Raw genomic sequence first — 18,909 nt, 5'->3', positions numbered from 1 at the left:
CAGTTCGTTTGAAACCCTACCAATTACGCAGGTAGCTGATGCGATCACGCAACTGTTCCTCCGTACATAGCGCAGTCGGCGGGCCACCACAGGCGCGCCGAACCTCGTTATGCACTTGACCATGTGGCTTACCGGTTCGCGCCGCTGTCATCGACACCAGCGTATTGAGCTCCTTCCGCAACTTCGGCAACACCTCACTGGCCACCTTCTGCGGCCTTGGGTACGCCGATCCCTCAATCCGGTGCACCGCGCCCCCTTCGCCCCCGCTTGACGACGATTCCCTCGCCTCCTCGCGGGCTTCCTTCTCTCGGGCACTGGCGGCTTTAAGCTGTTCATCCTGCCGCTGACGCAGCAAGAGTCGCATCTGATCGGCGTCGAGAAGCCCTGGCAAACCCAGATAATCGGCCTCTTCGGCGGAACCGGCAACGGTTGCGGTGCCGTAGGAGGAGCCGTCGTAGATGAGGTAGTCGAGTTCAGCATCCGCGCCAATGGATTCGTAGGCCGGCAGCAATTCGTCGGGCTCATCCTTGCGGCGATTGGCCTCAGCGACCAAGTCATCCTCCCAGCCTTCCGAAGGCCGATCCGGCTTGCCGAGCACGTGGTTGCGCTGCACCTCCATCTGCGAGGCCAAGTCGAGCAGCACCGGAATCGACGGCAAGAAGACCGAAGCGGTCTCCCCCGGCATGCGGCTTCGCACGAATCGTCCGATAGCCTGCGCGAAGAATAGTGGAGTCGAGGAACTGGTCGCGTACACGCCGACCGCCAGCCTCGGCACGTCCACGCCTTCGGAGACCATGCGCACGGCCACCATCCACTCATCGGTGGACTCGGAGAAAGTCTTGATTCGTTCCGACGAGCCCGGTTCATCCGAGAGCACTAACGCCACCGGCGTAGAGGCAATCTGCTCGAGAATGCGTTTGTACGCACGGGCAGTTGCCGCGTCGGAGGCGATAACCAGGCCACCCGCGTCCGGGATATGCTGCCTCATCTGCGAGAGCCGGGTGTGCGCTGCCCGCAGCACAGATGGCATCCACTCGCCCTTTGGGTCAAGCGCGGTGCGCCAAGCACGCGTGGTCTCCTCTGGACTCATCACGGTGCCCAGTCGCGCAGCGAACTCATCACCCGCGCTATCACGCCAGCGAGCTTCACCGGAATAAGCCAAAAAGACCACTGGGCGCACGACGCCGTCGGCAAGCGCATTGGAATAGCCGTACGTGTAATCGGCGACGGAACGCGAGTAACCATCGCCGTCCGGCGAGTAGCGAACAAACGGAATCGCCGCGTCATCGGAGCGGAACGGCGTACCAGTTAGGCACAGGCGGCGTTCGACATCGCCGTAAGCTTCGGAAATACCGTCGCCCCAGCTCTTGGCATCGCCGCCGTGGTGCACCTCGTCCAGAATCACCAATGTCGGCCGAGCGGTGGCTACGGCATGGTGCTTAAACGGATGCACTGCGACTTGGGCGTAGGTCACAACAATTCCCTGGTAGGAGGGGTTTACCACACCCTTGGCGTTGGTGAATTTGGGATCCAACGCAATCCCCGAACGAGCAGCGGAAGCAGCCCACTGCACTTTCAGGTGCTCAGTGGGAACCACGACGATGATGCGCTCGACGATCCGGCGCGACAGCAACTCACTGGCGATACGCAGGGCGAAGGTCGTCTTACCTGCGCCCGGTGTCGCCACTGCAAGGAAGTCCTTGGGGTTAGTCGCCAGGTATTTGTCGAGAGCCTCCTGCTGCCATTTACGAAGCCCGCTCACTTGCGACGCAGGGACTTGTAAATCCGCTCGCAGTCAGGGCATACCGGTGAACCCGGCTTCGCCGACTTCTTCACAGGGAAGGTTTCACCGCACAGAGCAACGACGTAGGAGCCGTTGACCGCGGAGTTCACGATCTGGTCCTTCTTGACGTAATGGAAGAACTTCGGGGTATCGTCCCTCGTCGACTCATCGACGCGGGTATCGGTGCGTTCAATCGTCTTTGTCGTCTTCAATGGAGTGCTCACAGATTCCAATTGTGCCCCATCGGTCAAATTATGCCCAGTGACCCAGGTGCTGGCCGCTGCTGACTGCTGCCTTCCACAGCCATCCACAACATCGCTACGACTACGCGAGCATGCGGCTGCAACGGACATAGCTAGTTGAGACGACCCCACGCCACAGGCGTATGCTAGACAACCATGGCGCGAATCAATGACCGTCGCGACTCCGCGCTGCCGAAACGCGGAAGTTCCCGGCGACGCAAGAAAGACGCGGCGTTGATTACCGACGCCCGCGGCTCTCGGATTCGCAACTATGACCACCGCCGCCACGTCTACGCGGCCCTGCAATGGTCTCGCATTCCGCTGCTGCTTCTTTCCGGCGCTTTTTATCTGTGGTGGGATGTGCCGTGGATTGCAGCGATTCTCATGGTCGTCTCCGTACCCATGCCGTGGATCGCGGTTGTCATCGCCAATGGCGTTGGAGAACCCGCTGACAAGCGTAAGCCGCGCGTCTACAAGCCTGGAGTTGTACGCGAGCAAAACCGCAAATGGGAGGAGCAGCAACGCCAGCGCGCCCTCAAGGAAGCAGAGATGCGCGCGCTCGGTTCTGCCGCCAGTACCGAAGACACCGACGCACGGCCGCAGTCCGGTAACGAGACCATCTCACCCCCCTTCGATGATGCAAATGTCATCGATATGCCGGAAGACGACGATCCGTCGTCAAGCTCCCCTAACTAGCCCCCTCCGCCCCGCTTTACGACGAAGGTAGTGCCTACAATGACCTTTTCCCCCTCCACCTTCACCCCACCGACTGATCAGCAGCTTCGTGATTTTGTCGACTGTGCGGAGGAATTTGCCACCGCGCTCAGGCGCCTTGAGTTTTCCAGTGAGTCACTGCGTCGAGTCCTAGGCGCCGAGGGACTGGCAGCGCTGGACCGCGGTGAGCCCGGCGTTGTCGATGTTCTGCTTACCGAAACTGAGGGCGTTTCTGCGGACACTGTGACCGCGTTGCGTCTTTTCATCCTGGGCGATTTCGCCGACGCACAGCAGCTATTTGGGGCTGAGCTGACAGCCAAGTTACTGGGCAGCGGCATACTTGCCGGCACCGCCACCAACGCACAGGTGTGTATAGATGTGCGCCCGGTCGAGATTGCGGGAGTCGACCGTATTGTCTTTTCCGACCGCGATGCCTCTATGAGCGATCACGTTCCTGGACCCGATCATGTCTTGGGCGTGGGGCGGGCTTCCCGCTCCCTCCTCGATATTTCGCCGACCTCGGCGGTGGAATCCGTACTCGACCTCGGTGCCGGTTGTGGCGTCCAGAGTCTTGCCCAGCCGGATGCAAAGTCGATTGTCGCGACGGACATTCACCCCCGGGCGCTGTTTTTTGCCCGCGCTACTTTCGCAGCTAATGGCTTCGACCAGGCGCAGGCCCTCGAAGGATCCTGGTTTGAACCGGTTGCAGCCAAGAAGTTTGACCGCATTGTGGCAAACCCGCCGTTCGTCGTAGGGCTGCCAAGTGTGGAACATGTTTACCGTGACTCAGGATTGAATCTGGACGGTGCCACCGAGCTTATGATCCGCGGTCTGGCCGACCATCTCACCGACGGCGGCACGGCGCATCTGCTCGGCGCTTGGGCCCATATCGAGGGCGAAAGTTGGCAACAGCGCATCGCCTCTTGGCTCCCTGCTGAAGGCCTCGAAGTGTGGGTAACACAACGAGATATCGCCACGCCGGCGGAATACATTGGCACCTGGCTTCGAGACGAGTCCATCGACCCCCGCAGCCCGGAGGGCTGCGAGCGCTCCCGTGCCTGGCTGGAGCACTTCCGCAACAGCGGCGTGACAGGCATCGGGTTCGGCTACATCACAGTCCAACGCATTGCCGGCCCGACTTCCGCTGTGTGCGAAGAAATGCCGCAGCCTTTGGCCGCTCCCTTCGCCGCCGAAGCCGAGGAGTATCTCGGCCGCGCCGAATGGCTTCGGGCACAAACTGCCGACACCATCCTCGAAGCTGCCTTTACTCTGCGCCCTGGCGTCGCCTTAGAACGCGTTTCGCTTGCCGACGTCGACAGCGGCCAGGGCTTCACTGAGTTCGATACGCGCATCTCACGCACCGACGGCCCCGCCTGGACACACTCAATCGATGAGGCCGTGGCAACCATTCTGGGTGCGCTGCATCCCGAAGCTGCTTTGGGCTCCGTCATCGACATCATGGCAATGTTTGGAGCCTTTGATGAGTCCGAAGTACCTGCAATCAAGGATGCCCTAGTTCCCATCGTTGTTGACCTGGTTCGCCATGGTCTGATTCTCCCCACCGAGCTCTTGGAGGATAAACAGTAAATGAAAGCCGTTCTCACCCGAGTTAAATCCGCGTCAGTCACTGTCGACGACTCCGTTGTAGGTCACGTTGACGGAGGCGATACCGGCGCCATTTTGGCGCTCGTAGGCGTTGGCCGCGAGGACGCTGCCGATGCTTGGGAAACGATGGCCCGCAAGATCGCGGAGCTGCGCATTCTGGATGGCGAGCTCAGCGCTGCCGACGCTGGCGCCCCGGTGCTCGTCGTTAGTCAATTCACGTTGATGGGGGCGACAAAGAAGGGACGGCGGCCGTCGTGGGTAGACGCGGCTCCGGGCCCAGAGGCCGAACCCGTCATTGAAAAAATTGTCGAGAACTTGCGCGATCGTGGCTTGACGGTCGAAACGGGACAATTTGGGGCAATGATGGAGGTCGCATCAGTCAATGACGGACCCTTTACAGTTCTCGTGGAATGCTAGTGACGATAGTTTTTCTTAACATTATATTTGCATGGCAAAATTACCCTATTGACATTCATCATCTTTCACGGGAACATTTTCGTAACTCCGCGCGTTGTAGTTATTGAGTCCACTTAAAAATCCAGGAGGCAGATTCATGAAGAGTGCCGATATTCAAAATGACGAACTGGAAGGTCAGGCAAGGGACAAGGGGCGCCGCACCGGCAATAACTCCAACCCGTCCGCCGATTTGGTTCGTGTGTATTTGAACGGCATCGGAAAGACTGCTCTTCTCAGCGCTGAAGAAGAGGTGGAGCTTTCTAAGCGCATTGAAGCTGGCGTATACGCCGAGCATTTGCTGCAGACCGGCGCGAAAATGACCCGCGCAAAGAAGCGTGATGTCAAGATTTTGGCGAAGGAAGGTAAGGCCGCACGTGCCCACCTACTCGAAGCCAATCTTCGTCTTGTGGTCTCGCTAGCGAAGCGCTACACCAACCGCGGCATGCCGCTGCTGGATCTAATCCAGGAGGGCAACTTGGGCCTCATCCGCGCCATGGAAAAGTTCGACTACACCAAGGGCTTCAAGTTCTCCACCTACGCAACGTGGTGGATTCGCCAGGCTATTACCCGCGGTATGGCTGATCAGTCGCGCACTATTCGCCTCCCTGTCCATTTGGTTGAGCAGGTCAACAAGATTTCTCGTATCAAGCGTGAGCTCTACCAGCAGCTCGGCCGTGAGGCTACAAATGAGGAACTGTCCGAAGAATCCGGCATTCCAGAAGCCAAGATTGAGATGCTGCTGCGTCAGTCCCGCGACCCGGTGAGCTTGGACATGCCAGTGGGCACTGATGAGGAAGCCCCTCTGGGAGACTTCATCGAGGACTCAGAGGCAACTGATGCCGAGGAGGCAGTAGTCGCTTCCCTGCGTCACCACGATGTCCGCAAGGTTCTGTCCACTCTCGAGATTCGAGAGCAGGAGGTTATTAAGCTCCGCTACGGTCTCGACGACGGCCTGCCCCGCACGCTGGATCAGATTGGCCGCCACTTTGGCCTGTCTCGCGAGCGCGTCCGCCAGATTGAGCGGGAAGTTATGTCCAAGCTGCGCGAGGGTGACCGTGCTGACAAGCTGCGTGAGTACGCAAACTAACGCCACATGGCGGTGACATCGATAGGGTTACCAATTTCAGCCCTGAGATAGAGCTGGACTTCAATGCCGACCCCGTGCGGGAGTTTCATCCACACTGACGGTCGGCGTTTTCGTCTGCAAGTCGAACTTTCGACATCGGGTACGCTCCCTTCCGTCTCAGCAGCGCCCACCGAACCAAGCTTTTCGCTGACTAATCGGCACCAAAACCACTGGATTTGCGAGCCCTAACATCTTTCTTACGCAAGTGTGGTTATCCTAATACTTGAGTGAAAACTTTTAAGACTGTGTTATCGGAGGAAAACCGTGAGGGATTTGGTTGACACCACGGAAATGTACTTACGTACGATTTTCGAACTCGAAGAAGAGGGCATCATTCCTTTGCGTGCTCGCATTGCCGAACGCCTTGAGCAGTCGGGGCCGACCGTTAGCCAAACCGTTGCGCGCATGGAGCGCGATGGCCTTCTCGTAGTTGCCCCAGATCGCAGCTTGCAGCTTTCCGACGAGGGCCGCAGGCTAGCCACGGCTGTCATGCGTAAGCACCGCCTAGCAGAGCGCCTACTTACGGATGTCATTGGCCTCGAATGGGACAAGGTTCACGATGAAGCCTGCCGCTGGGAGCACGTAATGAGTGACGAGGTCGAGCGCAAGCTTCTCGACGTGCTTGACTCTTACACACGCTCCCCATTCGGCAATCCGATTCCCGGTTTGGAAGACCTCGGTGGCACTAAGCCGCTTGAACCGTTAGAGAACGTTCGCCGATTGTCGGACCTAAACCCCGGTGAATACACCATTGAAATCGTCCAGATTAACGAGATCCTGCAGGTCGAGCAGAGCTACATGAAGCGTCTCCACAGGGCCGGAATTATGCCGGGTACTGAGGCGCTTGCCGAGGTTGCTGCTGGTCGAGTAACTCTCGCCCGCGGTGATCATTCTCTTGACATTCCGGATACTCTGTCTCACGCGATTATGGTGATTATCAAATGAAACTCCTAGTCACTGGTGGTGCCGGCTACGTCGGTAGCGTTTGCTCGGCAGTATTGATTTCTCTTGGCCATGACGTCACCATTCTGGACAACTTCTCTGTTGGCAACCGTGATGCGGTACCGGAGGGCGCAACCTTGGTCGAAGGTGATGTGGCGGACAAAGCCTACGAGGTTTTGTCCTCCGACAGGTTCGACGGCGTCGTTCATTTCGCTGCGAAATCGCTTGTTGGTGAGTCTGTCGAAGTTCCTTCCGACTACTGGCACAACAATGTGGGCCAGACCCTGAAGCTACTCGACGCGATGCGTGATACCGGCACGAATAACCTGGTGTTCTCCTCGACAGCCGCGACCTACGGTGAACCAGAGAAGACACCAATTACCGAAGACATGCCAACCGCGCCGACCAACCCTTACGGTGCCACCAAGCTGGCCATGGACTACGCTATCGCGTCTTACGCCAAGGCATACAACATCGGTGCTACCAGCTTGCGTTACTTCAATGTGGCGGGTGCCTGGGGCGGTTTTGGCGAAAACCGTGAGGTGGAAACTCACCTCATCCCACTGGTACTGCAAGTTGCGCTCGGTCACCGCGACAAGATTATGGTCTTTGGCAATGACTGGTCGACTCCGGACGGCACCGCGGTGCGTGACTACATCCACATCAAAGACCTCGCCGATGCGCATGTCTTGGCACTGGAGTCCAACACGCCGGGAACCCACCGTATCTTTAACCTCGGTTCCGGCGACGGCTTTTCAGTTCGCCAGGTCATTGAGACCTGCCGTAAGGTCACCGGTCACCCGATTCCCGCTGAGGATGCACCGCGTAGAGCCGGTGATCCGGCAACCCTTATTGCCTCTTCTCAGCGCGCCATGGACGAGCTCGGATGGAAGCCCAATCACACGGAGCTGGAGACCATCGTCACCGATGCATGGGAGTACACCAAGACCCTCGGCGACCGAGCCCACTCGGCGCACCGCTAGGTACTGCAGCACAGCTTGCAGGGGCGCTAATCAATACGCGGCATTTTCACCTTGTATACCCTGCGCAGTACCTCTTGTGCTGCACCAAGAATTGTGCCGACGCACCTCGGTACAATTTGATTGGCGACCGCAATTTCCAGCAACTGAGTCAGTGAATGATTCGGTTGCTCACCCGCTGCCTCATCGAGGGCTGTTTGCGCATAGTTCTCCAGCCCAGCCGCGAACTTTGCGATGGCAAAACATGCTAAAGCGTTTGCACGCAGGCTGCCGCGGTGGACGATTGCGGCCTCGCGCCAGATTTCTCCCATTGATTGCGCCAACTGCGTAGTAATGAAAATCATGGACATATCGCGCAAGGTGACGTTGGTCAATGCTGCAGCAATCGCATATCCTGCGGTTTCATCGCGAACCGCCTCATGCGCATCCAGCACACCATCGGCCACGTTTTCCACGGCGGTTTTTAACATGTCGAAGTGCTCAATGAGCGCGGGATTGTCCGAACCAATTTTGAGCTTTTTCGGCTGCTCAACGGCTGTCGCTCGTTCCCGGAGGCGTTCAATCAGAGCCCTGTCTTTACTGTCGCGGAATTGGCCACCTCGAAAATAGCTGCGGTACTCCTCATAGTTTTTGAAAATCTGCTCTCCCTGCCGAGAGATTAGATTTGCATTCTCGGTCATCAGACTGTCACCGACAATGCCGACGATCTCTCCCTGCTCGTCCGTGACAACTTCCCCCGCAGCAATAGTGGCAACGCCCGCCAAACGCACCCCATGCAGGCCGCCTTCTCGCAGCCAGCCTGTAATAGGTGTGGAGTCCTTTTCAATCCCCCAGGATTCGTCGATGATAAACACATCTGCGTGAGTGCATCCTTCATCGAGGAGGAAATCCGCAGCTGCCCGCACCAACTCAGGATTGCTCTCCATCGAGGCCACATCCTTAATCAGCATCGGGCCAGCATGCGCTGTCGGATCAAACTCGACCTTGCCATCGATGAGATCTTCGACCTGTTGACGATACAACGCCGCAATCACTACCTGCCCCCGCGGATAGAATCCAACGATTCCCGGCAGGTTCGTCAGAAAAACACTCGGCTCAATTTCAGGCATTTGTCCTGCACCGAAGTTCTTTTTGTTTCCCATTGATTCCTTCCCCCTTTTCCCCCATTGGAATAGCTCGACAGCGGACAATCCTCTCGCCATCTGGTGGCTCCCATTGTTATCGAATCCGCAACAACCTTGCTTGTGCGCGACCGGAACAATCGGCCCATCTGTGGACTACTTTCAACTTGTGGATAACTGGAATAATTTCTGCGGTATTGTGGTTGTTTACTTCAAATGACGAAAAAAGTGATGCAGGAGGTAGTCGTACGTGAGTAATCCGACCGACAAGCCTCAGGGCAATATGTACGAGGTAGTTTTCCCTGTTCCTGACGTAACGGGAAGCGAGGGGCATCTGACCCTGGTCATTGCACTTAGCGGTTATGCGGATGCCGGTAATGCCGTCTCGGACTCAGCTAGTTTCCTCTTGGATGCTCTCGAGCACCGTCCATTGGTGAACTTTTCTATCGACGAGCTGATTGATTATCGTTCCCGCCGTCCCGCTGTGACGATGAACCACGACCAGATTGTGGATGTATCCGATTTGAACCTGTCGCTCAATGTGGTTCGCGACAACGTCGGCAAGCCGTTTTTACTGCTTTCTGGCCCTGAGCCAGACATGCGGTGGGAGGCTTTCTCAACAGCCGTTGCAGATTTGGCAGAGCGCTACGATGTCGGTCGGACTTTGTCGCTGTACTCGGCGCCGATGACGGTTCCGCACACCCGACCGCTGGGCATTATCGCCCATGGCACCGATAAGCGGAAACTCGGTGATATGCATACTTGGGGCAACCGTGTCACGGTTCCAGGTGCTGCGAGCCTGAACATTGAGTACGAGCTCGCAAGCCGCGGTTGTGATGCCTTTGGTTTCACCGCACAGGTGCCACACTATGTCGCGGCCTCTGAGTATCCGCTGGCGTCACTGCGGCTGTTGCAGGAGGTAGCAAAACTAGCCAAGCTCGAGCTCCCGCTTGAGGCATTGGAGAAGGAATCCGCGCGGGTGGCGGAGCTGCTCAATACGCAGACGAATGATTCGGGCGAGGTCTCTCAGCTGGTCAATCTTCTCGAGGAACAGTACGACCAGGAAGTTCAACGTCGTCAAGAGCTGGAGGCATCTCCCCTGCTTGGGCCTAACGGCGAGATGCCTTCGGCCGACGAGATTGGCGCGGAGTTCGAGAAGTTCCTCGCTTCTCAACCGCTGCGTCCAGTAGAAGATTCTTCCTCGCTTGACGACGAGCCGGAGACCCCGGCCAATGCAGATTCCTCGGCAACTACATCAGAGGACACTGACGCACGCTCGGAAGAACCCGAGTCAGCCTCGGCGGATGATAGGTCAGCGGAGTTTTCTGCAGACGACACTGACGAACAGCCTGAGTCAGAACAGCCTGAGCCTGAACAGTCTCGAGAAGAGCAGGCGGAAAGCGAAGAATCCGGTGAACCGGAAAAGCCTCGCCGTCGGCGGGGCTGGAAGCCCTGGTTCCGCTTCTAATCCGGGGTTACCGCTAGGGTGGGAAGCGTGTCACTATCTGAAATGCTTCCCGACCTAGCTGAGGTTCCTGAGTCCCTCTTCGACGATGCGATTATGGACTCGTTCATTGCCTGGACCAGGGATCAGGGCATCACGCTCTACCCTGCCCAGGAGGAGGCCGCTATTGGTCTCGCTGGTGGCGACCACGTCATCCTTGCCACCCCAACGGGGTCGGGTAAGTCGATGGTGGCTATCGCTGCCCACTTCTGCGCCCTCGCTCGTGGCCAGCGCAGCTTTTACACAGCGCCTATTAAGGCCTTGGTCAGCGAGAAGTTCTTTGCCCTCTGCGAGGTCTTTGGCGCTGAGAATGTCGGTATGATGACCGGCGATGCCACCGTCAACGGTGGTGCACCCATCATCTGCGCAACTGCGGAAATTGTCGCCAATATCGCGCTGCGCGACGGGGCCGACGCCGATATTGACCAGGTGGTAATGGATGAATTCCACTTCTATGCGGATCCCGATCGTGGCTGGGCATGGCAAGTGCCCTTGCTCGAGCTTTCCCGTTGCCAATTCTTGTTGATGTCCGCCACTCTCGGCGACACTCAAAAGTTTGAGGCGGATCTGAAGGAACGCACGGGACTCGACGTCAACCTCGTTACAGGTACTACGCGCCCGGTACCGCTGGATTTCCACTATGTCTACACACCAGTTCATGACACGCTGGCAGAGTTGCTGGAATCCGGCAAAGCCCCAATCTACATCGTCTTTTTCTCCCAGCGCCAAGCAGCTGAACAGGCCCAAGCACTGACCGGTCTGAAGCTGCTGACGAAGGAGGAAAAGGAGCGGATTCGCGAAGAGATTGGCGATTTCCGGTTTACCACGGCCTTTGGTCGAGTGCTTTCCAAGTTGGTGCGCCAGGGCATTGGCGTCCACCATGCGGGAATGCTGCCGAAGTACCGTCGTTTAGTTGAGCGTCTCTCTCAGACTGGTCTGCTGAAGGTCATCTGTGGCACGGATACTCTCGGCGTCGGCATCAACGTGCCTATTCGCACGGTGCTGATTACCGGTTTGGCCAAGTTCGATGGCCGTCGTAGCCGTATTCTCAAGTCACGCGAGTTCCACCAGATTGCTGGACGCGCCGGCCGTGCTGGCTACGACACCGAGGGCACCGTAGTTGTCGAAGCACCTGAACACGAAATCGAAAACGCCAAGCTGCGGCGCCGGGCCGGCCAGGATGAGGCCAAACTGAAGAAGTTGAGGCTGAAGTCCGTTCCCAAGGGCGAAGTGACATGGTCGGAGAAGACCTTCGACAAAATCGTTTCTCAGCCACCGGAGCCGCTGACCAGTCGCTTTGCAGTTACCAACGGTATGTTGCTCAACGTCATTGCACGTGGTGGCGATACCTACGAACACATGCGTCATCTGCTGCGCACCAATCACGACACCCGCCACCAACAAAATGAGGCTATTCTGACCGCAATTGAGCTCTACCGCGGTTTGGTCAACGCGGGAATCGTCGTCACGCATGGCGAAGGCGATGACTGCCGCCCCGAGCTGACAATGGAGCTGCAGCGTGACTTCGCGCTCAATCAGCCGCTGTCGCCTTTCGCCATCGCCGCGCTCGAACTGCTGGATAAGGACAGCCCGAACTACGCGCTCGATGTCATCAGTGTCTTTGAATCAATTCAAGAAGACCCACGCCCACTGCTCATCGCGCAGCAGAAAAAGGCGCGAGGAGAAGAAATCGCCGCGCTCAAGGCCGAAGGCGTTGATTACACCGAACGTATGAACATCGTCGAAGACATCACATGGCCGATGCCGCTTGCCGACGAGCTGGAGGGCGCATTCGACACCTATGCTCAAGGTCACCCATGGGTGCGTGAGTTTTCGCTGTCGCCCAAGTCTGTGGTACGCGAGATGGTGGAAAAGGCCATGACTTTCTCGGACGTAGTATCTGAGTACGGAATTGCCCGCTCCGAAGGTATTTTCTTGCGCTACCTCACCGATGCCTGGCGCACTTTGCGACACACTCTCCCACCGGAAGCCGCTAACGAGGAACTCCGGGACATTGTGGAATGGCTCGGCGAGCTCGTTGTGCAGGTGGATAACTCCCTGGTGGATGAATGGGCGCAGATGGCCGATCCGGACAAGCCATTGGACGAGGAAACTCTCAAGGAAGCGGCTTTTGGCACCGACGAGTCGCGGCCCCTTACCGGCAACGAGCGCGCATTCACCCGTATGGTGCGCAATCTCATGTTCCGCCACGTGCAGCTCTTTGCCTTTGAAAAGGAGGAGGAGCTGGCCGACCTGGACAACTACCTCGACGACGCACCTGATTGGCCTGCCGCGATGGATCACTACTTCGATGAATACGATGACCTAGGAATCGATGCAAAGGCTCGCGGCGGCGATATGATTTCGATTGACCGCTCGGCTGGTGAGGGCCTATGGCATGTGATCCAGATACTCGATGATCCCGAGGGCGACCACGGGTGGCGCTTTGAAGCGGACGTTGACTTGGCTGCATCTGATGAACACGGCGAGGTCAGGTTGGCATCGCTGCGAATTATTCAGGGATAAATGCAAAGGCCGGGCTGCAACTAGCAGCCCGGCCTTTGCGTATTTTTGTTCGCGACTACTGCTTGCGCCAAGAGAGCTTTAGGCGACAGCGTCTATGTATGCCTGCCGTACCAGTTCGGCGATTCGATTGAACTCGCCGCCGCGTACCGATGATGCGCGGTGAACCAGTCCAATGGTGCGTCCCGGTCGTGCCGGACCTTCGAATCGCGCAACAGCCAGGCCGGGACGGTCGGCCTCAATCTTGACAGCCGATTCCGGTACAAGCGACTGCCCCAACCCACCGGCAACACACTGCACGACGGTCGATAGAGAAGCCGCCCGTGTTTCCAAGCTGGAGATCTCACCGTGAACAGCATCGACCTTGCGACAAATATCCAACACTTGATCACGCAGGCAATGACCGTCGTCAAGCAGGAGCAAGTCCAAGTCCCTGATCGCCTCAAGCTTTACGTCTTCCTTACCTGCCAGCGGATGATCCTCTGGCACGACGATGTAGAACTCCTCGTCGTAGAGGTAAATCTCTTCAAAGGAAGGCACATCGGACGGCAGTGCCATGATGGCTGCATCAATGGTGCCGGAGCGAAGTGATTCGATGAGGCGCTCGGTCGGCTCTTCGACGATCCTAGGCTTTAGATCTGGCAGCTCGTCACGAACCAACTGGAGGAAGTTGGGCAGCACGTATGGAGCAACCGTGGGGATAACACCAATGGATAGTGGGCCGGACAAATCATCTGTACGGCCAGAGGCGCGAGCAACGATCTCGTCAACAATTTCAGATGCTTGGCGTGCATATGGAATCAGTCCGCGACCGAGTGGCGTCACCAGCACTCGGCGAGTCGAACGCTCTACAAGCTGCACCCCCAGTCCCTGTTCAAGGGTGGAAAGCGCTTGTGACAGGCTGGGCTGTGAAATGCCGAGGCGGGCAGCGGCTTGACCGAAGTGACCGGTATCGGCAATCGCGACAAAGGCACGTAACTGAGGCAAAGTGGGCCGATAATCTCTATTACGCATACCTATAAGCCTACACGAGCTTATTAACTTTTTCCTCTTGACGGTTCGGGAACCCATAGGCATAATGGCGTGTGACCCCAAAAAGGAATACATTCAGGAGGATTCCATGGCAATTTTGACTGTTGGCGACAAGTTCCCCGAGTTTTCTCTGACCGCTCTCAAGGGCGGCAACCTGCGTGATGCAAACGCTTCTTCCCCGGATGACTACTTCGAGCAGGTAACCAATGAGTCCTACGAGGGTAAGTGGAAGGTCGTCTTCTTCTACCCGAAGGACTTCACCTTTGTCTGCCCGACTGAGATTGCTGCATTCGGCAAGCTGAACGAGGAATTCGAAGACCGCGACACCGTTATTCTCGGCGGCTCTGGCGACAACGAGTTCTCGCACTTCAACTGGCGTGCAACCCACGAGGAACTGCTGGACATCCCGTTCCCGATGTTCTCCGACATCCGCCACGACCTGATGCGTGCACTCGGCGTCGAGAACGCTGACGGTGTTGCAGACCGCGCAACCTTCATCATTGACCCGGACGGCATCATTCAGTTCGTCTCCGTTACCCCGGACGCTGTCGGCCGTAACGTTGACGAGGTTCTGCGTGTTCTCGACGCTCTTCAGTCTGAAGAGGTCTGCGCATGTAACTGGCAGAAGAATGACCCGACCAAGAACATCGACAAGATGGACGTTCTGAAGCAGGAGCTGAAGTAACTCATATGAGCATCGATAACCTTCGTTCCGGTCTACCGGGGTACGCCAAGGACATGAAGCTGAACCTTGGCACTCTTACCCGTTCTACGGAACTCTCCGAGCAGCAGCTGTGGGGTACCCTGCTTGCATCCGCTGCTGCAACCCGCAACGAGACCGTTCTCTCCGAGATTGCTGAGGAAGCCAAGGAGCACCTGTCTGCCGAGGCTTTCGAGTCTGCGCTTGGTGCGGCCACCGTTATGGGCATGAACAACGTTGCTTACCGCACTCGCCACATGCTCGGTGATGACTACGCACAGGTCAAGTTCGGCCTGCGCATGAACATCATCTCCAATCCGGGTGTCGAGAAGGAAGACTTCGAGCTGTGGTCTCTGGCAGTTTCTGCCATCAACGGCTGTGAAGCTTGCGTGACTTCTCACGCAAAGGTCGTCCGCGATGCTGGTCTGACCAAGGAGCAGGTCTGGGAAGCTGTGAAGATTGCAGGCACCGTCTCTGGTGTTGCACAGGCTGTCTTCGCTGAGGCTACCCGCTAAATATTCGGAGCATAGGTTCGGCTTTTGATAGCCGAACGCTCCCCGGCAGGATTACCTGCTAATGAAAGAGCGTCCAAGGAACTAATTTGTACCGGTTCCTTGGGCGCTATTTCTTGTTCGTTTTTGGCTACTGCTGTGGCGGGTAGTAACCCGGATTCTCCTGGGCTTCATTAACTACTCGACGGCCACCGATGAGCTGGCGATAGATATGTACTTGCACGAGGAGAGCAAGCGGGACTGTGTACAACATACCGATATAGAAGAGCATTGCGCCTGCGGAAGAAACAATCGACGTCAGAATGAATGCAACGAGCATCGTCCAATACTGAGGCTTCACCAAGCGCCATGCGACGACCGGAGCCTCAAGTGCTGTTGCTCGACCATCGAAAACAAGTAGTGGCATAGTCGCTGTAATTGGCATGATAAAAATCGACGTCAGCAACAAGACCAAGTAGCCCAGCGGAATCATCGCCGCGGCAGCTTCACTACCGTTGGCGGACAGGGATACTCCAGCGATGAAGAGCACCATCCCCGGAAGCATGGCGAGCAGTCCCACCAGGAACGTGACAATGTAGGCGCCAATCAGAGATCCCCACCGGTTTACACGGAAAAAAGTACCGTAGCTCGGCACTCGCCCATCGATAGCTTCGAATGCACCGCGCAGCATAAATGCCTGCATCGCGAACATGCCCACGGCAAATAGGAGTGCCATCGCGCCGAGAGTCGCGAACATTGATCCTAAATCCTCAAACGGAACATCGCCTGGATAGTTCGGCTCAAAGTCCGGATCGAAGTCACCAGATGCAAAGAGAATTGCCGCTGCGCCAACAATTAGGGCGACTAGTACGGCGAAGAACGTCAGCATGATGCCAAGCCAGGACGCAAAATTGCTGTTTAGACTACGAAACGCCGCGGAAAAGGCACTTCCAATGTCGACCTTCGTCGGCCCTTGTGCCACCGGCTTCACCGGTGGCTCGTCCCCTCCGGGCATGTTGACACCTGGAGCAAGCGCGCCGGCTGCAGGATTCCCACCTGCCGGTTGCTGCCAATAGCTCGAGCCTGCACCATAGGGTTGCCCGCCGTAACTATCGTGCGACTCGCCAGTTCCATAAGAAGGAATTTCGCCATAAGCCTGTTCACGGCCGTAAGCCTGATTCCACTGTGGCGAATCCTCTGGTCCACGCGGGCCATGTTGTGCGTCCGAATCGAACCCGTAAGGGTTGTAGTCCTGCGAACCATTGTTGGGAAAACCGTGACTCTGGGAGTCATAGTTATTGGACTCATTGTCCCGGCTGCCGTCACCGTAAGGATCGTTGTTGCTATATGGATCGTTTGGGGTACTCATGAAGCAAATTGCTCCTGCCAAATTGACGGATACATACAAATAATGCGCACAACGGACTATACGTGAGACAAGCCATTGATGAGTTTTTAAAGGCCGAAGTATAAGTCACATTGTGCGCATGGACGCACTTAATTGGAGGTTCCTACACGAGCTCCACCGCGGCGACTCCCTCGAATGGGGCCAGCGTATCACCGACGCCCAACGCGCTACCACGCACGATGATGTCATACTTGCCCGGCGCGACTCCCGCGGTCTCCCAAGTGACCTTGGCGGTGGTGTAAATACCGTCCTTGGCAAATTCAATGACAGTTGCCTGGTCCCAGTCGTCGGAGACAATCTCACCGCGGTCGTTCTTGATAAGTAGGTAGCCGTCTTCCAGTCGCAAGTCGTTGTTTGGGTTTGCCGCGACGAATTGAGCAACGGCCTTCTGCCCTACCGTCACGCTTGCTGTGGATTCAAGCACGTCACCAAAATTCTTTCCGATTGGCGCGGAATCGATAATTTTTCCTCCTGCTGGCGAAGGCGGGATGATGCCAGTGAGATCGCCTGCAGCGCTTCCCGGATCGACAGCCATGCCGTCGGCAAGCGCGTGAGCGAGATCGTGATAGATGGAGATCATCGCACTGAGCGTGTACTTGCCGAAAGCGGTTGCGCCGCCCTCGTAGTCCTGCTGATCGTATTCCTCTGGGGTAACGACATAGTGTCCATAGCTGTTGGTGTAGCCCTGGCAGATGACAGTGTCGATTGGAACACCGAGGACTTCAGCGACGTGTTGACGCATGCGATAACCCGACATCGTGGTGGGTTCAAGGCCGTTGGTAATCAAGGTGAAGCCACCGATCCGGGTGATGGAGAACATGTGGGTCTGCTGGAGAAGACCATCGATGTAGCCGACGGGTAGCAGACATTCTTTCTCGCCCTGAATCTCTCGGATGTTTTTCGGAAGTACGACGTTGTTGAGCTGACGTACCCACGGTGTGCCTCCACGCTCGCCCTCGTTGAAACCTAGGGCGGGTTCGCCGCCGCCGTCTTCCTGGCTACTGGCGGCAAAGGCTGCACCTAGGATTGCAGGTCCAGTGCGGTGTGGCTGGCCATCGGGAGTGAATTGGCCGTCGATGTCGACATCGCCAAGGTTGACCCACTTGTGGACGGTGGAGATGCCGCCTCCTGGCAGTGCAATGGTCTGGCCTTGGGTCGCGTCAATCTGACGCTGTCCCAGAATGCGGGCGGACTCTGCTTCGTCTCCGTTGCCTGGGCCCGAATTTGGCACGAGCCCCATGTTCGGGCTGATGTCACCCGGGCAGGACATGGTGAATGCGGCAACGAAGGGAGCATCGGCCGGCTCACGGTGAGTGACCCCATGGTCAACCTCGACTTTCCAAGCTGCGTAGCCCTTGTTGTCGCCGTCGATGATGGTGTGCTCGGGGCCGAAGGTGGTCGGATGAATTCCGTACCAGTTAATGAAGCCGACTTCGCGACCACCCCGACTGACATGTAGCGTATGGCTTTCCGGGTTCACTCCCTCGGGGAAGCGACGCAGTTCTTCTTCAGGGTTACGCTTGAATGCCTGCAGGGAACGGTTGACACCCGCGTCCTTGGCAATCCCCTTAGTCAAGTGGATAGTCGACGGCTGATAATCGGCGTGTGCACGTTCAATAGCCTTGACCACACCGACGACTACAGCTTCGAAGGTAACGGGACGGAATCCGAGAGTAGTTAGATCGACCATAAGGTGGCCCGATGTACCGCCCGGCGCAACGTGCGTGTGAGATGCGCAGATAAGCACATTGCCCTCATGGTAGAGGTCTCCGAAGAGAGCCCGAAGACGCCGCAGAACTTCCATCTGGATGGACTGGAACATGAGCCCCATATCTGCGGTGACGTGGACGACGCGGTTGTCGTTATCATCGCCGAAAATGAAAGCACGTGCCATCTGGCGCAGACGCAGACCCGAGGTGGTCTGATCCATGACCGCATACCCGTTCATGCCAGCACCGAGTGGTTCGCCGGTCATGTCGGCCATTCCTCGACCGACATTCAAATTGGTACTCGAGTTCCCCGAGGCTGCAGAAGCCCCGTTTGCAGGAACGGCGCTTGCCTTCGGTGCACCACTTACGGCGGGCATCATAGTCGCAGCAGATACTGCCGTTGCACCGACGAGGAAGCCTCGCCTCCCCACTTGGTACGGGGTGCGTGCGGTTGGTTCTGCCGAATTCGGCGACGATGCCATCTGGGGATCGAGCATGTCACATCCTCTTCATATTTCTTTTTGGATAGCAATACTTTGGACTTTAATCAGACGATTCCCGACGCGTGGCCTA

The 18,909-nt window shown here is 57.2% G+C and carries 16 protein-coding genes; 10 read left to right on the top strand and 6 right to left on the bottom strand.

What is annotated here, in order from left to right:
* Positions 1-16: 16 nt before the first annotated feature.
* Together HMPREF2787_RS02225 and HMPREF2787_RS02220 are read right to left on the bottom strand one after the other, a co-directional pair.
* Positions 17-1,762 (bottom strand): DEAD/DEAH box helicase, encoded by a 1,746-nt coding sequence (locus tag HMPREF2787_RS02225; RefSeq protein ID WP_048733265.1) that lies wholly within the window; start codon positions 1,760-1,762, stop codon positions 17-19.
* A complete protein-coding gene (locus HMPREF2787_RS02220; protein WP_005509477.1) occupies positions 1,759-2,007 on the bottom strand; it encodes a DUF3039 domain-containing protein in 249 nt (82 codons plus the stop codon). Before HMPREF2787_RS02220 ends, HMPREF2787_RS02225 begins: the two co-directional genes overlap by 4 nt.
* 174 nt (positions 2,008-2,181) lie before the next feature.
* Here HMPREF2787_RS02220 and HMPREF2787_RS02215 point away from each other — a divergent pair, with 174 nt between their 5' ends.
* From HMPREF2787_RS02215 to galE, 6 genes are all read left to right on the top strand, one after another.
* Positions 2,182-2,721, top strand: coding sequence for a DUF3099 domain-containing protein (locus HMPREF2787_RS02215; protein ID WP_070429444.1), 540 nt, complete (start codon positions 2,182-2,184; stop codon positions 2,719-2,721).
* Between the two features lie 39 nt (positions 2,722-2,760).
* Positions 2,761-4,326, top strand: coding sequence for a DUF7782 domain-containing protein (locus tag HMPREF2787_RS02210; protein ID WP_070858255.1), 1,566 nt, complete (start codon positions 2,761-2,763; stop codon positions 4,324-4,326).
* Positions 4,327-4,761: a D-aminoacyl-tRNA deacylase gene (dtd, locus tag HMPREF2787_RS02205; RefSeq protein WP_070858254.1), complete on the top strand. Its 435-nt coding sequence runs from the start codon at positions 4,327-4,329 to the stop codon at positions 4,759-4,761.
* 136 nt (positions 4,762-4,897) lie between these two features.
* Entirely contained in the window at positions 4,898-5,887 is a 990-nt protein-coding gene (locus tag HMPREF2787_RS02200) for a sigma-70 family RNA polymerase sigma factor (RefSeq protein ID WP_048733276.1), read from the top strand.
* A 303-nt stretch (positions 5,888-6,190) separates the two neighbouring features.
* Complete coding sequence (locus HMPREF2787_RS02195; protein ID WP_070858253.1) at positions 6,191-6,871, top strand: iron-dependent transcriptional repressor DtxR; 681 nt, start codon at positions 6,191-6,193, stop codon at positions 6,869-6,871.
* Positions 6,868-7,851: a UDP-glucose 4-epimerase GalE gene (gene galE, locus HMPREF2787_RS02190; protein ID WP_070858252.1), complete on the top strand. Its 984-nt coding sequence runs from the start codon at positions 6,868-6,870 to the stop codon at positions 7,849-7,851. Before HMPREF2787_RS02195 ends, galE begins: the two co-directional genes overlap by 4 nt.
* A gap of 26 nt (positions 7,852-7,877) precedes the next feature.
* On the opposite strand, the gene HMPREF2787_RS02185 is transcribed toward galE, so the two are convergent.
* Entirely contained in the window at positions 7,878-8,990 is a 1,113-nt protein-coding gene (locus HMPREF2787_RS02185) for a DUF4192 domain-containing protein (protein ID WP_246824153.1), read from the bottom strand.
* A gap of 229 nt (positions 8,991-9,219) precedes the next feature.
* Between HMPREF2787_RS02185 and HMPREF2787_RS02180 the strand changes: the two genes are divergently transcribed.
* The gene (locus HMPREF2787_RS02180; RefSeq protein WP_070858250.1) at positions 9,220-10,437 is read left to right on the top strand and encodes a PAC2 family protein; all 1,218 of its coding nucleotides are present in this window, start codon (positions 9,220-9,222) and stop codon (positions 10,435-10,437) included.
* Between the two features lie 42 nt (positions 10,438-10,479).
* Positions 10,480-12,999 carry a DEAD/DEAH box helicase gene (locus tag HMPREF2787_RS02175; protein WP_141763259.1) on the top strand — a complete coding sequence of 840 codons (2,520 nt, stop codon included), beginning with the start codon at positions 10,480-10,482 and terminating at the stop codon, positions 12,997-12,999.
* A gap of 78 nt (positions 13,000-13,077) precedes the next feature.
* Here the strand turns inward: HMPREF2787_RS02175 and HMPREF2787_RS02170 are convergent, their stop codons facing one another.
* The gene (locus HMPREF2787_RS02170; protein ID WP_070858248.1) at positions 13,078-14,010 is read right to left on the bottom strand and encodes a hydrogen peroxide-inducible genes activator; all 933 of its coding nucleotides are present in this window, start codon (positions 14,008-14,010) and stop codon (positions 13,078-13,080) included.
* Positions 14,011-14,116: 106 nt separating this feature from the next.
* Here HMPREF2787_RS02170 and HMPREF2787_RS02165 point away from each other — a divergent pair, with 106 nt between their 5' ends.
* Together HMPREF2787_RS02165 and HMPREF2787_RS02160 are read left to right on the top strand one after the other, a co-directional pair.
* A complete protein-coding gene (locus tag HMPREF2787_RS02165) occupies positions 14,117-14,713 on the top strand; it encodes a peroxiredoxin (RefSeq protein ID WP_016422637.1) in 597 nt (198 codons plus the stop codon).
* Between the two features lie 5 nt (positions 14,714-14,718).
* On the top strand, positions 14,719-15,243 hold the full coding sequence (locus HMPREF2787_RS02160; protein WP_070858247.1) for an alkylhydroperoxidase, AhpD family: 525 nt from the start codon (positions 14,719-14,721) through the stop codon (positions 15,241-15,243).
* A gap of 127 nt (positions 15,244-15,370) precedes the next feature.
* Here HMPREF2787_RS02160 and HMPREF2787_RS02155 read toward each other — a convergent pair whose 3' ends face one another.
* Together HMPREF2787_RS02155 and HMPREF2787_RS02150 are read right to left on the bottom strand one after the other, a co-directional pair.
* Positions 15,371-16,588: a hypothetical protein gene (locus HMPREF2787_RS02155; protein WP_070858246.1), complete on the bottom strand. Its 1,218-nt coding sequence runs from the start codon at positions 16,586-16,588 to the stop codon at positions 15,371-15,373.
* A gap of 142 nt (positions 16,589-16,730) precedes the next feature.
* On the bottom strand, positions 16,731-18,833 hold the full coding sequence (locus HMPREF2787_RS02150) for a neutral/alkaline non-lysosomal ceramidase N-terminal domain-containing protein (protein WP_070858245.1): 2,103 nt from the start codon (positions 18,831-18,833) through the stop codon (positions 16,731-16,733).
* Between the last annotated feature and the right edge of the window lie 76 nt (positions 18,834-18,909).

It is taken from the genome of Corynebacterium sp. HMSC061H03, assembly GCF_001838215.1.
GTDB lineage: Bacteria > Actinomycetota > Actinomycetes > Mycobacteriales > Mycobacteriaceae > Corynebacterium > Corynebacterium jeikeium_D.
This window is presented reverse-complemented; position numbering and strand designations above follow the sequence as displayed.

Bases quoted from the DNA above. Each gene is read 5' to 3' on its own strand.
- HMPREF2787_RS02215 (WP_070429444.1), top strand. From the start codon at position 2,182: ATGGCGCGAATCAATGACCGTCGCGACTCCGCGCTGCCGAAACGCGGA.
- HMPREF2787_RS02210 (WP_070858255.1), top strand. From the start codon at position 2,761: ATGACCTTTTCCCCCTCCACCTTCACCCCACCGACTGATCAGCAGCTT.
- dtd (WP_070858254.1), top strand. From the start codon at position 4,327: ATGAAAGCCGTTCTCACCCGAGTTAAATCCGCGTCAGTCACTGTCGAC.
- HMPREF2787_RS02200 (WP_048733276.1), top strand. From the start codon at position 4,898: ATGAAGAGTGCCGATATTCAAAATGACGAACTGGAAGGTCAGGCAAGG.
- galE (WP_070858252.1), top strand. From the start codon at position 6,868: ATGAAACTCCTAGTCACTGGTGGTGCCGGCTACGTCGGTAGCGTTTGC.
- HMPREF2787_RS02185 (WP_246824153.1), bottom strand. From the start codon at position 8,990: ATGGGAAACAAAAAGAACTTCGGTGCAGGACAAATGCCTGAAATTGAG.
- HMPREF2787_RS02175 (WP_141763259.1), top strand. From the start codon at position 10,480: ATGCTTCCCGACCTAGCTGAGGTTCCTGAGTCCCTCTTCGACGATGCG.
- HMPREF2787_RS02170 (WP_070858248.1), bottom strand. From the start codon at position 14,010: ATGCGTAATAGAGATTATCGGCCCACTTTGCCTCAGTTACGTGCCTTT.
- HMPREF2787_RS02165 (WP_016422637.1), top strand. From the start codon at position 14,117: ATGGCAATTTTGACTGTTGGCGACAAGTTCCCCGAGTTTTCTCTGACC.
- HMPREF2787_RS02160 (WP_070858247.1), top strand. From the start codon at position 14,719: ATGAGCATCGATAACCTTCGTTCCGGTCTACCGGGGTACGCCAAGGAC.
- HMPREF2787_RS02155 (WP_070858246.1), bottom strand. From the start codon at position 16,588: ATGAGTACCCCAAACGATCCATATAGCAACAACGATCCTTACGGTGAC.
- HMPREF2787_RS02150 (WP_070858245.1), bottom strand. From the start codon at position 18,833: ATGCTCGATCCCCAGATGGCATCGTCGCCGAATTCGGCAGAACCAACC.